The 13447-nt window shown below is 62.5% G+C and carries 6 protein-coding genes and 2 pseudogenes; 3 read left to right on the forward strand and 5 right to left on the reverse strand.

From position 1 onward, the window contains the following. Nucleotides 1-108: 108 nt before the first annotated feature. From AAE027_RS07805 to AAE027_RS07820, 4 genes and pseudogenes are all read right to left on the reverse strand, one after another. On the reverse strand, nucleotides 109-1158 hold the full coding sequence (locus AAE027_RS07805) for a DUF7146 domain-containing protein (protein ID WP_018317675.1): 1050 nt from the start codon (nucleotides 1156-1158) through the stop codon (nucleotides 109-111). Then, entirely contained in the window at nucleotides 1158-5480 is a 4323-nt protein-coding gene (locus tag AAE027_RS07810; protein WP_370986098.1) for a strawberry notch-like NTP hydrolase domain-containing protein, read from the reverse strand. Before AAE027_RS07810 ends, AAE027_RS07805 begins: the two co-directional genes overlap by 1 nt. Nucleotides 5481-5663: 183 nt before the next feature. Beyond that, nucleotides 5664-7744: pseudogene (locus tag AAE027_RS07815) on the reverse strand (ParB/RepB/Spo0J family partition protein). A 124-nt stretch (nucleotides 7745-7868) separates the two neighbouring features. Beyond that, nucleotides 7869-8831, reverse strand: a complete 963-nt coding sequence (locus AAE027_RS07820) for an ArdC family protein (RefSeq protein ID WP_370986099.1) — start codon at nucleotides 8829-8831, stop codon at nucleotides 7869-7871. A gap of 970 nt (nucleotides 8832-9801) precedes the next feature. On the opposite strand from AAE027_RS07820, the gene AAE027_RS07825 reads away from it, so the two are divergent. The 3 genes and pseudogenes from AAE027_RS07825 (at nucleotide 9802) to AAE027_RS07835 (ending at nucleotide 13064) form a co-directional block, all read left to right on the forward strand. Continuing rightward, entirely contained in the window at nucleotides 9802-11661 is a 1860-nt protein-coding gene (locus AAE027_RS07825) for a reverse transcriptase domain-containing protein (RefSeq protein WP_370986100.1), read from the forward strand. Nucleotides 11662-12162: 501 nt separating this feature from the next. After that, complete coding sequence (locus tag AAE027_RS07830) at nucleotides 12163-12402, forward strand: hypothetical protein (protein ID WP_370986101.1); 240 nt, start codon at nucleotides 12163-12165, stop codon at nucleotides 12400-12402. A gap of 382 nt (nucleotides 12403-12784) precedes the next feature. Beyond that, a pseudogene (locus AAE027_RS07835) lies at nucleotides 12785-13064 on the forward strand (hypothetical protein). 25 nt (nucleotides 13065-13089) lie between these two features. Here AAE027_RS07835 and AAE027_RS07840 read toward each other — a convergent pair. After that, nucleotides 13090-13278, reverse strand: a complete 189-nt coding sequence (locus AAE027_RS07840) for a DUF3606 domain-containing protein (RefSeq protein ID WP_370986102.1) — start codon at nucleotides 13276-13278, stop codon at nucleotides 13090-13092. Nucleotides 13279-13447 lie beyond the last annotated feature (169 nt).

Below are 13447 nucleotides of genomic sequence, written 5' to 3' on the forward strand. Positions count from 1 at the left end.
CTTGCCGTCCGATCGCCCTCTAGAAGGCCGTGGTCGCGTCCTCTTCCGGCATTGGTCTCGCGATAGCCGACCGATGAACGTCGATCGAACACCGGAGCTATTCCGCAGCTACGTCCACGAATGCAGGAAGCGAACGACGTCTTCTGGTACGAGTTGAAGTCGCAACGCTGCTCTGAGGGGCTCAAGCCCGAAGATGTGCAGATCTTCGTTGAAGTCACCGGACCGAGGCGACAATGCAATCGCTTCAACGCCGGCGTCTGCCGCGCGCTGGGTGAGAATGGCCTGTACGGCATCGCCAGCGGCGTCGGCATCGCGGGCGATATAGAGACGACGCAGGCTCGATGGCAGCAACATTGCAGAGAGGTGATTGGCCGAGAGCGCAGCGGTCATGGGCAAGGTCGGCAGCACGTAGCGCAGCGACAGCATGGTCTCGATCCCCTCGCCGGCCGCAAGCACGTCGTCCACCACACCGAAGCGAACGGCGTTGCCGAGCAGGTCGCCCATGGCCCGCCGTGGCGTGTCGATCGGAGCCTTTCCAAGCCGTATGCGATCAAAACCGTCTGGATCGAGCCAGGTGCGGTGCACACCAGTCATCCTTCCCTCGAGGTCCGTGACGGAGGCAATCATCGCCGGCCAGGTTTCGGTCGGTAGATGCTCGTCCGGCCGATAGTAGCAACGAGGATGGAAGCGGAGGCTGCCACCATGGTGGACGTTGGCTATTCCGCGACGCTGCAAGTACGTCTCGGCTACCGTCCCTTCAATCGGGCTGGACATCGCAAAGAGCCGACGTGCCGCCTCTTGTGATCCGGCCGGCGCTGACGAACGAACAGCTTTCGGAGCCGATTGCTGCTCGGGACGAGGTAGTTTCAGAAAGCGCCTCGCCTCTTCGGCCACCTCGCGGAAATCATGCAAGCCCCGGCTTTCGCGGATGATGTCGAGGAGATCGCCATGTTCCCCGGTTGCGGCATCGGTCCACTTGCCGGCGGGGCCCTTCGCCGATTCCTGGAGGCGCACGAAGAGCGAGCGGCCCGGCGTGTTGTGGACGTCGCCGACCAGCCAGTACCGCCCCGCCCGCTTGCCATTGGAGAGATAGTGTCGGCACACCGCCTCGGCCTCGCGGGCGAGCCGGTCTGCCAGTTCGGAGGCATCGCGGGACATCACGCGGCCTCCCGATCACCGATGCGCACAATCGGATAGCTGTCGAGCACCTTCGACAGGATCTCGATGCCGCTTGTGTCCGTCGGCACGAACATGCGCAGCTTCCAGGAGATGATCTCCCCAAAGAGGCCGTAAGCCCGGAGGCGATCGCGCATCGTATCGTTGAAGCCGGACAATTCGATGCGGTATGCGCCCATGACCCGGACGCGGCGAAGCTGGAGCTCCTCCGCGAGATCGAGGACAGTTCGTCCCTCCATCAGCGCGGCAAAGGCAGCGTCCGGGGTCAGTGCGGGTGCGCCCGCCGCAAGGACGCTTGCGACCCAGATCGCAGAGACCTTGCGGCCGATGATGCGTTCGCCCGCATCGGTCTGAAGCCGATAGACGCGGGTCGATTCGTTCGGCAGCTGCTTCCAGATGGGTAACAGCAAGCCTGCCACAACGTGGATCGTGCTTTCGGTGAACGCTGGGATCTCAGCAAGCTCCGCCAGCCAGGCCGCAGCGAAGCGCTCACGGTCCGCTTCGAGCCAATGGCTTTCCGTCATCATGCTTAGGGGGACCCTGTGCTGCTCCATCGGCCGGATCAGGCTGACGCGCCGCTCAATTTCGCCGTCATCGAGCATGACGCTCGCCGCCGCGACCTGCACCGCAGCTCGCCCCGAGCGTTCATTGATCAACGGGACAGCCTGACGATCGGAAAGATGAGCAAAAGCGTCATCCAGACTCACCGGATGATTGCGCTGACGTTGGGTGATCGTGAGCAGCCGGGTCTCGGCGCCCGTGCCCGAATGGACATAGATCGTCCGCCGGTCGGTGACGACAAAGCTTTCAGCGCGTAGCGTTTCCAGCCCGACGTCGTAGATGCCGGACGCGACCGCGCCCTCGATCCGAGCACTCAACAGCTGCTCGAAGGCAGTGAACAGGACATTCTGAAGGTCGATGGTAAGAGCCAGCAACCTGTTCAGGAAGGTCGTGATCGGCGGCAGGTCATCCCTGAGCCCATTGGTATCCATCAGCTTCAGGCCGGTCGCATCCTCAAACCTCTCAAGCGTGCATCCCTCGACCTTGCCTCGCGCGAGCAGCGTGTAGAGCTGACGCAACGCATCACGTCCGTACTGGCTTTCGAGGTTGTCCTCGGGCCGGAACAGGCCCTGCCCTCCGGTCTGGCGCTGGCCTCGCGTAATGGCCCCCAACGTGTCGAGCCGGCGGGCAATGGTGCTGAGAAAGCGCTTTTCGGCCTTCACGTCGGTCGCGATGGGGCGAAATAGCGGTGGCTGCGCCTGGTTGGTTCGGTTGGTGCGGCCGAGGCCCTGGATCGCGGCGTCGGCCTTCCAGCCGGGCTCGAGTAGGTAATGGACCCGCAACCGGCGATTCCGGGCCGACAGTTCCGCGTGGTAGCTCCTTCCCGTACCGCCCGCGTCGGAGAACACGAGGATGCGCTTGACGTCATCCATGAAGGCCGAGGTCTCCGCGAGGTTCGCCGAGCCGGCTCGGTTTTCGACCACCAGCCGGTCGCCCTTGCGAACGATGCGGCGCGAGCGGCCGGTCACCTCGGCGACCATGTCGGTGCCAAAGCGCTGCACGACCTGATCCAGCGCGCCAGGTACCGGCGGCAATGAGGCGAGCTTCTCAATCAAACGGTCGCGGCGCGCGACGGCTTCGCGGCTCTCGACCGGCTGGCCGTCGCGATAGACAGATCGGGAGCAGAGGTTGCCTTCCGAGTCGCTAAAGGGCTCGTAGAGCTGCACCGGGAAGGAATGGGCGAGATAGTCGAGGACATACTCGCGCGGGGTGATGTCGACCTGGACGTCGCCCCATTCTTCAGTCGGGATCTCGGCGAGCCGGCGCGCCATCAGTGCTTCTCCCGTCGACACGATCTGGATGACCGCGGCGTGTCCAGCCTCAAGATCTTTCTCGATCGATCGGATCAGCGACGGCGTCTTCATCGATGTCAGGAGATGCCCAAAGAAGCGCTGCTTGGCGCTCTCGAAGGCGGAGCGGGCGGCGGATTTGGCCTGCCCGTTCAGCGTCCCAGTTTCGCCGGTGATGTTGGCCGCTCGCATCGCGGCGTCGAGGTTGTTATGGATGATACCGAACGCATCGGCATAGGAGTCATAGATGCGAACTTGCTCGGGCGTCAGCTGGTGTTCGACGAGCTCGTACGCGACGCCCTCGTAGGACAATGAGCGAGCCGCATAGAGACCGAGCGCCTTGAGGTCGCGTGCCAGCACCTCCATGGCCGCGACGCCGCCCTCCTCGATCGCTTCGACGAACTCGGCACGCGTGGCAAACGGGAAGTCGGCGCCGCCCCAAAGGCCGAGGCGTTGGGCATAAGCGAGGTTATGAACCGTGGTGGCGCCCGTCGCCGACACATAAACCACGCGTGCATTCGGCAAGGCGTGCTGAAGCCTCAGGCCCGCGCGCCCCTGCTGAGAGGCCGCCTGGTCGCCGCGCTCGCCCTTGCCCCCGACCGCATTCTGCATGGCGTGGCTCTCGTCGAAGACGATCACTCCGTCGAAGTCGGAGCCCAACCATTCGACGATCTGCCTGACACGCGAAAGCTTTTCGCCCCGCTCATCGTTCCGTAGCGTGGCGTAGGTGGTAAATAGGATGCCATCCGAAAGCCGGATCGGGGTGCCCTGGCGAAACCGCGACAGCGGCGTAACGAGCAATCGCTCCATGCCGAGCGCGGACCAGTCGCGCTGCGCGTCCTCGATGAGTTTGTCGGACTTGCTGATCCAGACCGCGCGGTGGCGGCCCTTGAGCCAGTTGTCGAGCAGGATCCCTGCGACCTGCCGCCCCTTGCCAGCGCCGGTGCCATCGCCCAAGAACCAGCCTCGGCGAAAGCGGACGGCATTCTCTGCATCGTCGTGAGCTGCAGCCACGACGTCAAAGGTCGCGTCGATCGTCCAGAAGCCAGCGAGAAACTCAGAATGCGCTTCGCCGGCATAGGTGATGCTCTCGAGCTGCGCGTCCGACAGAATTCCATCTGCCACCAAGCTCGAAGGCAGGTGCGGCCGGTAGGACGGCTTCGGCGGCGCAACGGAGGCCATCGCCGCCGACTGCACGAGTTTGGTCGGGTGTGCGCACGATCCGGGAATACGGATCGATTGCAGTCCGTATTCCTCATAAAGCGCGTCGGTAAGCCGAGCACCTTCCGGCCGCGACCATTCGACCGCCTCGTACGCAAGTTCGACGCCTTCTGGTGCAGCGGCTATTGAAGAAGACGATGAGCGCGGTGCGACGGCGCTGGTCGGTCGCGACATCGCTGGCCGTTCGATAGCAGCGACCTCCGATGGCGTGGCGACGGGCAACCTCGGAGGCACATGCTTGGTCACCCAACCAAGCAAGGTAGCGACATCGGCCGCCATTCCTGGCGAGGCAAGAAAAGCCATCGGATCGGCAGCAGGCAGCTTGTCGATCACAAGCAGCCTTGTGTCCGTCTGAGTCCCGTGCTTGGCGTAAACGGCGCCGTCGATCGCCGCAGAAAACACCACCCGCCCGCGTTCCTGCAGCCGCACAAAGGCGTCTCGCCATGCTGGGTTATCCGGCGCGAAGCTGGCGCCAGTGATGGCGACGAGGCGTCCACCGTCGCAAAGACGCGCGAGCGCTGAAGTGATGTGACGGAGAGCCGCATCCGCCATCCGTCGATCGACATTCGCCACCGCGGAGAACGGCGGGTTCATCAGAACGACGCTCGGCGCGACACTCACGTCGAGGTGGTCATCGATCTGAGCAGCATCGAACCGCGTGACGTTAACGCCCGCGAATAGATCCTCGAGCAACCCCGCCCGGGTCTCGGCCAACTCGTTCAACATCAAGGCGCCCCCGGCGAGCTCTGCAAAGACGGCGAGCAAGCCCGTCCCCGCGGAAGGCTCCAGAACGCGATCGAGCGATGTAATGCCGGCTGCAGTGCATGCGACCAGTCCCAGCGGAATGGGCGTCGAGAATTGCTGAAGCGCCTGGCTGTCCTCGGAACGCCGCGTGTGGGTCGGCAGGCAGTTCGCGACTTTCGCTAGCATCGGCAGCATGGCAGCCGTCGAGCCAGCCCTGGCCCGTATGGCCGGTCCGAACTTGCGAAGAAACAGAACGGTTGCCGCCTCGCAGACATCATAGGCGGTCTTCCAGTTCCAGGCGCCGGCCGCGTCGGAGGCGCCGAAGGCAGCCTCCATGGCGCTACGCAGAACAGCGGCATCGATGCGCCGGCCGAGTTCGAGCTCGGTCAGGAGCTGTCGCGCGGCCCTGACAGCGGCGGAGGTGAAAGTTGCAGCGGCGCGCAACGAAAGCGGCGCGGCGGCAGCGCCGCCGGCGAGAGATTCGGTCATGGCAGGGTTCTTTCGGAGAGCAGGAAGGGGTCGGACCGCCAGGCGCTCTCCTTTGACCCCGACGGCTCAAACCCGTCCCGGCCCGGCTCTCCCTCTCAAGCCTCGCTCAGAAGAATGGGGACTGGCGCTGTGCACCGGTCCCCGCGCTACCGCGGGACGGCTGTGCCATCCCGCTCCATGATGTCACTCAGCCGCGTCGAGCTGTTGCGAATCTTCGTCGCTGCCGTTTGCGGGATCCTCCTCATGGGCGAGGAATTCTGGCAGCGCACCCGCTTCGCCCTCCTGCTCCACTGGCGCCGCATCGGGATCGACGAGACGCAGCGGCTCCGGCAACCAGCCCGAGCCATCCAGAAGGCGCTCAGCCTCCTTGGCCATGTCAGCCTTCTTCAGATGGCGAGGACTCGCCTTTGGCCTCCCGCACGGCCTCCAGAATTCGCGGTTTGGTGACCCGGCCGAGATAGTTGTCGCGGAGGGCTTCCACCCTGCCTGAACCATGTCGAGCCCGACCGCCCGCGCCAGCACATCAGCTTGGTCGAGACGCGTGCGGACGCCGTGGGCTGAGACCGGCCCTGATTGTAGCGATTGGCCGGCTCACAGACGGCATTGACCGCAAATGACGCACAGTGGGCGAACAGCCGTGCCTGTGCACCACCATCGAGAGCCGTCAGCGTATCCCAGAGATCGTTCTCGCTCTTCGGCAACCGCGCCTTCCAGGCCTCGTGCCGCGCCTCGACAGCTTTGGCAGAGACGCTTTCCCTCAGCCCCGGAGCTTGGGCGGGAAAGTTCGGCGTGCGAAGGCCGATCTCAAGACAGCTCCCGGACGACGCGAACCGGTAAAAGGCCGTCAGCACGAAGTCATGCAGCACCGCCTGGAACGCGACCGCAGGATTTTCTGCCAGCGCATCGCGCAATGCCAGCGTCCGATGCGCCGTCAGCTCGGTGATCAGCCGATCCGGCAGAGGCTTGGCCGCGTCTTCATCATCATCCTCGGCATCGGGAGCACTGCCTGCGACCGCGATGACCGTGCGCTGGACGGAAGGGCCCTCCTCTTGACCTTCGCTCGACGACACGTCGGCGTCCTGCCCGACATGAGGATCAGTTGCCAGCACCTCGTCCTCTGGCCGGAGGTAACCCCGGTCCACGGAGAGGCGCCCTTCGGAATCGATGCTTATGAAGACACCAGCTCGGGCGATCTCCGTCGGTTCGTAAAGCATCGGCCGGTTTTCGAATGCCGCCAGTGCCGACTCGATTTCGCCGAGACGCTGATCGACCTCGTCGGGCAATTCATGGCAATCCTGGCAATCGGACTCAAGTTTAGCCTGCTCGGCGGTGAGAGCATCGATGGTGGCCTGCTCCTCAGGCGAGAGATCGACAGGTTTGCCTTCGATTTCTCTTAGGCCCTGAGTGTGACCGTAGGAGAATTCTACGGCGACGGAGATCCACTTCCAGCCTTCGGCCGCAATCGCCTCAGCTTCGGCTTTGAGCTTTTTGGTTACGAGGCGGTCGAGCAACACGACGTCCTGCAGCCAGCCGCCGTCGTCGTGCTCGAATAAATCCCGCAGAACACCGCCACCCGCGTGCTGATAGGTATCGAGGCCCACAAACTGCGCCCGGCGATCGGACCCGCGCACGGTGTTCTCGGTGAGCAGCCGGCGGATCTGGTAAGGCTCGTCATAACCAGAACGGCTGACGTTCTCCCAGACTTGCTCCTGGCGGGCGTGATCGGCTGTGACCGAGAACACCGTGAGCTGCTCGAGCGTCATGCCTTCTTCGGCATAGACCTCATGCAGCTTCGGCGACACCGACGCCAGCCGCAGCCGCTGCTTGACGATCGCAGGGTTCACGAAGTGCCGGGCGGCAATGTCTTCTTCGCTCATGCCGAGGCCGCGGAGGATCTGAAAGGCCCGAAACTGATCAAGCGGATGCAGGCCGACCCGCTCATCGTTCTCCGCCACCGAATCGTCCTCGGCGATGCCCCCTTCGCGAACGACGCATGGCACCGCTTGCGTCTTCGACATGCGCTTCTGTTTCACCAGGAGCTCGAGAGCGCGATAGTGCCTGCCGCCCGCGGGCACCTCGAACATGCCGGTCTCGTTGCCATCTGTATCAACGACGGCCCGGACACTCAGACTTTGCAGAAGCGTACGCTGCGCAATGCTCTCGGCTAGCTGCTCGATCGAGACACCGGCCTTGACGCGGCGAACGTTCGACTGGCTGAGTACGAGCTTGTTGAAGGGAATGTCCCGGGAAGGCGACAGCGTGATCTTTTAAACGGCTTTCGTCATCTTGGCTCTCCACGACGGGCGGCCGAAAGACTCTCTCTCGGCTACCAACCCGTCGCAAACGGCCTCCCCTCCTCTCACTCTCGCGCGGCCACGAGGCCAAGCATCACGCCGCCTCATGATCGGCCACAACCGAATCCAGCGACGCGGGCTCAATGGACCCGGGAACGAAGCCGAGCAAATAATCCGCGGCCTTGCTCGCCTGCGAAGCGGCACGCACGATGGCCCGATTGTCTTCGCGCAGGACTTCAAGCCAGGAGCCGATATAGTCGGCATGGCGCACGGTCGGGACGATCCCGAGCGATGCGCAGCTGAATGCGGAACTCAACTCGGCAACCAGTTCTTCGAAGGCATATTTCTTGGTACCGTAGCATCCGCTCTGGTCGCGATTGAGACGCGAGAGGTGCCCGGTCGCATGACCGAGTTCATGCAAGGCCGTACGGTGCCAGTTGATGGGTTCGAAATAGGCCTGCGGCGGCGGGACCTGAACATAGTCTTCGGTTGGTGCGTAGAATGCGCGATCTCCACGGATCCGAAATGGAATTCCGCTGGCCTTGATCAGGGCGTCGACCCTGGGTTCGATGAGGCCAGCCGGCGGGGGCGGCGCAGCGGCGGCGATGCCATCGGGCAGTTCCTCACACTGATCGATGTTGAAAACGGTAAATCGTTTGAGGAATGGAATTGCCTGCGCGTCCTCGCCGGTCTCAGCGGCGCGTCGCTTTTCGTCATTCGGCACGAAACGATCCGCGTAGACAACGGTGGTACCGCGCTCTCCTTTGCGAACGTGACCACCAAGCGAGAGCGCCTGGCGGAAAGTGAGCCAGCTTTGCCCGGTGAATCCGCGTTCGATCACCGCTCCCCAGAGAATGAGGATGTTCACGCCACTGTATTGCCGATTGGTCGACGCATTTTTCGGCATGGCCAGCGGCGCTTTCGCCGCGGCCGTACCCCAGGGCTGGACCCAGGGCACGCGGCCGGCCTCGAGCTCGGCAATGATCTTGTCGGTGATTTCGGTATAGAGGTTCGCCCGGGCCAGCCCGGCGCGCGCGCGAGCAGTAGGGTTTGACATCGCGGGTCTCCGCGACGGGCGCCACGAGCCTCTCTCGCAGCTTGTAACCCGTCACGGAAAAACCCAGCCTGCACTCTTACTCTCAGCCCTTGCGCCATCTACCGAGGGCCGCAGGCCCGATCAGGCGTGCGCCCAAGGACGCATCGCCTGGAAAATGGCACCCGGAGAGCGTGAGCATAGCGACCCGAAGGGGCACGCGGGTCCGAGTGCAGCGACGAGACCGGTTCAATAGCGGCACCCGGGAACGGGGCAGTGATAGCGATCGCCGCAGGCGAGCCCCTTTCCCGAGTGCCCCCGGCGAGGAGCACCAAAGCTCTAGCGCGAGGGATCGAAGCCGCAAGGCGCGCGCCGTAGAGGCGTGGAGAAGAAGGGAGTGTTCGAAAGAATGGAGCCTGCTGGTTATGGCTCTTACTTGCCCGGCTTACCGGTGTCGGAAACGACTGAAACCTCGAAAGGGGAACGGGACCAGAGCATGCCGGGAAACGTCTCGAAATCGGGCGCCGCAGCCCGGTGGAGAGTACAAAGTAAAGGTATGCATGGTGAAAGCTGTATTGCCTGAATCCCAGTTTCCAGTTGCCAAAGGGCTGGCCGTAGCGAACGCGGCTGACACGCTATGCCACGCGGGGCAGATCGCACCTCCCAGTGCGAACTGCCACCAGTCCGCGTGGGACGACCACCGTCAGTGGGTCAAGGAGACGAACGGGACACCTAAACATGCCGTAACTCCCCACACACGTAACTACGGGATCGCCTACAGCAGGCTCTTTCGAGAACCTGTATGGCGACGGAGCCGTCATAGTACCCAAATGCCCGACGTAATGGCCGGGACAGCCGCCGCGAGGTGGACGATCATGCGTATAAGGCCGGGTGACCGGACCGAAAGCGCCTCCGATCGGGGGAAGGACGATGCCGTTAACAGCGGCATTTGCAGTATGCGTAGAAGAGATTCTTCGACGGAGAGGTTCTGCTGATGCAGGCCGCTACTATCCAGAGAAGGATTGAATCACTGCCGACTTTGTCGCGGTCGGGTAAGCGCGTAAATGGCCTTCACCGCCTGATGAGATCTCCGCATCTCTTCGAGCGGGCCTACGAAAAGGTCTCCCGCAACAAGGGAGCCCTGACGCCCGGTGTAGATGGCAAGACCTTCGACGGCATGTCGCTGGCGAAGCTTGCCGATATTGCCAGGCGCGTAGCAGAGGGTACTTATCGCTTCCGGCCAGTCCGGAGGGTTTATATCCCAAAGGACAACGGCAAAACACGACCGCTGGGTATCCCCACGGTGGAAGACCGGCTCGTCCAGGAGGCGGTCAGGATATTGCTCGAAGCGATCTACGAACCTGTGTTCCTCGATGAGTCGCATGGGTTCCGCCCGGGCCGATCCTGCCATACCGCTCTCAAGACCATCAAGAAGACATGGACGGGTTGTAAGTGGCTAGTCGAAGTGGATGTGCGTGGGTTCTTCGACAATATCGACCATGACATTCTGCTCGAGCTTCTGAGAAAACGGATCGATGACGATAGGTTCATCGGCCTGATCGAAGGAATGCTCAAAGCAGGTTACATGGAAGATTGGGTCTACGGACGCACGTACAGTGGTACGCCACAGGGCGGCGTTGTCTCGCCCTTGCTCGCCAACATCTATCTGCATGAGCTGGATCAGCAAATGCAGACAATGAAAGCGGACTTCGACAAAGGCCGCGTGCGGCGTCCATTCCCGCGCTATGCCGCGCTGGAACGGCGCGTGCTCCGTCTCCGCCGCAAAATTGAACGGCTCCGTGCCGACGGCGCGGATCGGGCTGAGATCGACGCTGCATTTGCAGAGATCAAAGCCGTCAACAAGGACAGACGGAAAGTACCTTCCGTCGATCCGATGGACCCCAACTTCAAAAGGCTCCGCTACTGCCGCTACGCCGACGACTTCCTCATCGGCGTGATCGGGAGCAAGCGGGAAGCGTGTGAGATCATGGCGGGCGTCGAACAGTTCTTGACGCACGCCCTGAAGCTCGCCGTGTCGCCCGAGAAAAGTGGAGTTCACGCCGCTTCAAAGGGAGTGACCTTCCTCAGCTATCGCATCTCGACATACACATCCTACGGGGCTGGACGGAAAACCAGCCGCACGGGACCGGACGGACGGACATGGCGCGTCCTACGCCGCCCGACCACCGACAATGTCAGCTTGCGAGTGCCGCGGCAAGAAGTCACCAAGTTCTGTAAGCGACACGGCTATGGCGACCTCGCCAGGAAGACTGGCCGTCATCGCGCACAGTTCCTTGTTACCAGCGACGTCGCAACCGTCCTCGCCTATAACTCAGAGTTCCGTGGATTCGCGAACTACCATTCGTTGGCCGACGACATCAAAAGCGCCTTGGGACTGTTGGAGCTTGTCGTGTTCCGCAGTGCCGTGAAGACGCTGGCGATGCGACATCGGACGACGACAGCGAGAACCATGAGGCGTCTGTGGAATGGGACGGACTACGAGGTTAGCTCTGTAGTTCGTGGCAAGCTTCGCAGCATCAAGCTGTGGAGACTGAAGCATCTCACTCAAACCTTCTGGCCGAGTCCTATTGTGGACAACGTCACGGCAGGCGCGTGGTGGGTCAAAAACCCAAATGATCTGATCGACCGACTTAGCGCTCGCAGGTGCGAAGCGTGCGGCGGTACGAGCGGACCATTTGAGATGCATCACCTCCGCCGCGTAGGAGATCTGCGAAGCGTGCTGGCGGTTTGGAAACAGTCCGGTTGGCGGCGCAAGACTATTGTCCTGTGCCCGTCATGCCGAACAACCGTTTCTGGTCGAAAGCATGCGCGTACGGAAAGCCGTGTGCATTGAAAGGTGCCCGCACGGTTTGGAGGGAGGCGTAGGGATATCCTCTTACGAGGTGTCCCGCGCCTACCCTACCGAGACGCTGCGCGGCTCGGTTCACGAGAGCCCGGTGCGGCTCTGGCCGCACGCGCCAAAACCTGAGCGAACGGGATGCAGGCAATGATACGAGAACCGCCCAGCATTTTCACAGGAGTCTCACAATTATGGAAGAGAGGCCTGTGGGCGGAGCGAAAGCGAAGACCGCTCGCGGGACGCAGCGAAAGAGGCACCCGCAGGAGGGTCAGCATAGCGCCGACGCGTAGCGGCGGGACCCGGGACCGAGTGCAGTCGCGAGACCGGTTAAGAAGGCAGCCGACCCGAAGGGCAGTGATAGCGACGCCGGCATGCAATGACGGCGGGCCCGAGGGCGAGTGCCTCCGGCGAGCGACCCAATGCGGATTTACGTCTGCTTGGTATCAATTTTGCTTTTGTGATATCGTCTCACTCGTGCGCATGTCGATGCACGGCGTGGGCATGTTCACTGAGTCAATTCTTTACAGAGGACGACATGGCCAAGAAAGCCAAGAAGGCAAAGAAGACCGCGAAGGCAGCCACCAAGAAGGTGGCAAAGAAGACTTCAAAGAAAAAGAAGTAGTCGTATCGGCTACTGATCTATTGCCGCCTCCGGGTCGCAACCCGGATGAGAAGCGAGACCTCCCAAAGGATATGAAGCGTCCTTTGCAGCCGTTCGGTATCGCGGCACGCTAAGATAAGGCCGGACCTTTGTGCAGGTGGCTGCTGCATAAAGGTCCGGTTTTTCGTTTCTGCCCCGCGAGGGGCGTGATCTGCTCGTGCGCGAGGGATCGGAGCCGCATGGCCGAGACGCTGTGCGGCTCGGTTCACGAGAGCCCGGTGCGGCGACAGCCGCACGCGCAAAACGAATAAGGAGCAACAACCTGAGCTCGGACGTCTGAAGTATCGGAAAACAGTTTCTTCAGTTCGTTCTCGCCCACCCTACCACCTGGCCCGCTGAAAAATTCGGCCTTTGAAGGACCACGAGATCCCACGATCCGGAAATCCCAGTCGTGTGTTAGGGATGGGGAACGTCTGCGGGACTAAACGATTCGTCTCAGCGTGGGAGAACCTTTCAATGCTGATGACCAAGCAGAGACGGCCAGCGATCCGCACCTCTGCGCGGTTGGGCGATCAACGTGCTGAACGAAGCCGGCGCCATCCGCGAGCGCGAGGAGCACGGTTGGATGCAGGACCGCGCCGATCCGCATGCCCGAGAGCGGGCCTTCGATATCGCCCGTCGAGACCTGCCGGAAAGCGTATCCCGTCAAGCAGCGGAGGCCGCGGTTCACGACGTGCTGGACTCGATTGGTGATACCTGCCCAGAATGCCCCCCTGACGAGGAGGACCGGCGCTAGCCCCCGACGCCGCCCCGTCTCCGACTCAGCGGCCTAGCCGTTTCTCCACGCGCTTGCGCGTGTTGCCGACCTTCTTGACGGCTTTTTTCACCGCAGGTGCCGACTTTCGCGTCTTCTTCGCCTCGTACTGCACCTCGTAGTCCTGCCCGCCAGCCACCCGCGCCCGGTCCTGTTTTCGGCCGCGCGCCGTCTTGCTCTTCTTCGCTACCGCCATCGGTGCCTCCTGTTGTGACATCGAAGCAACGCGACAGGGATTCGCATGTTCCGGAACGATTCGAACTGTGCCAATTTGAATCGGCCGTGGAGTTCTTCAGTGGCGTTTCGACGTAAGAGGCGGGCGGCGTCGGCGTCAAGGCGCTTCTCCCCCGCTTCATCGAACCGGC

This window comes from Bradyrhizobium sp. DN3 (genome assembly GCF_041357655.1).
GTDB lineage: Bacteria > Pseudomonadota > Alphaproteobacteria > Rhizobiales > Xanthobacteraceae > Bradyrhizobium.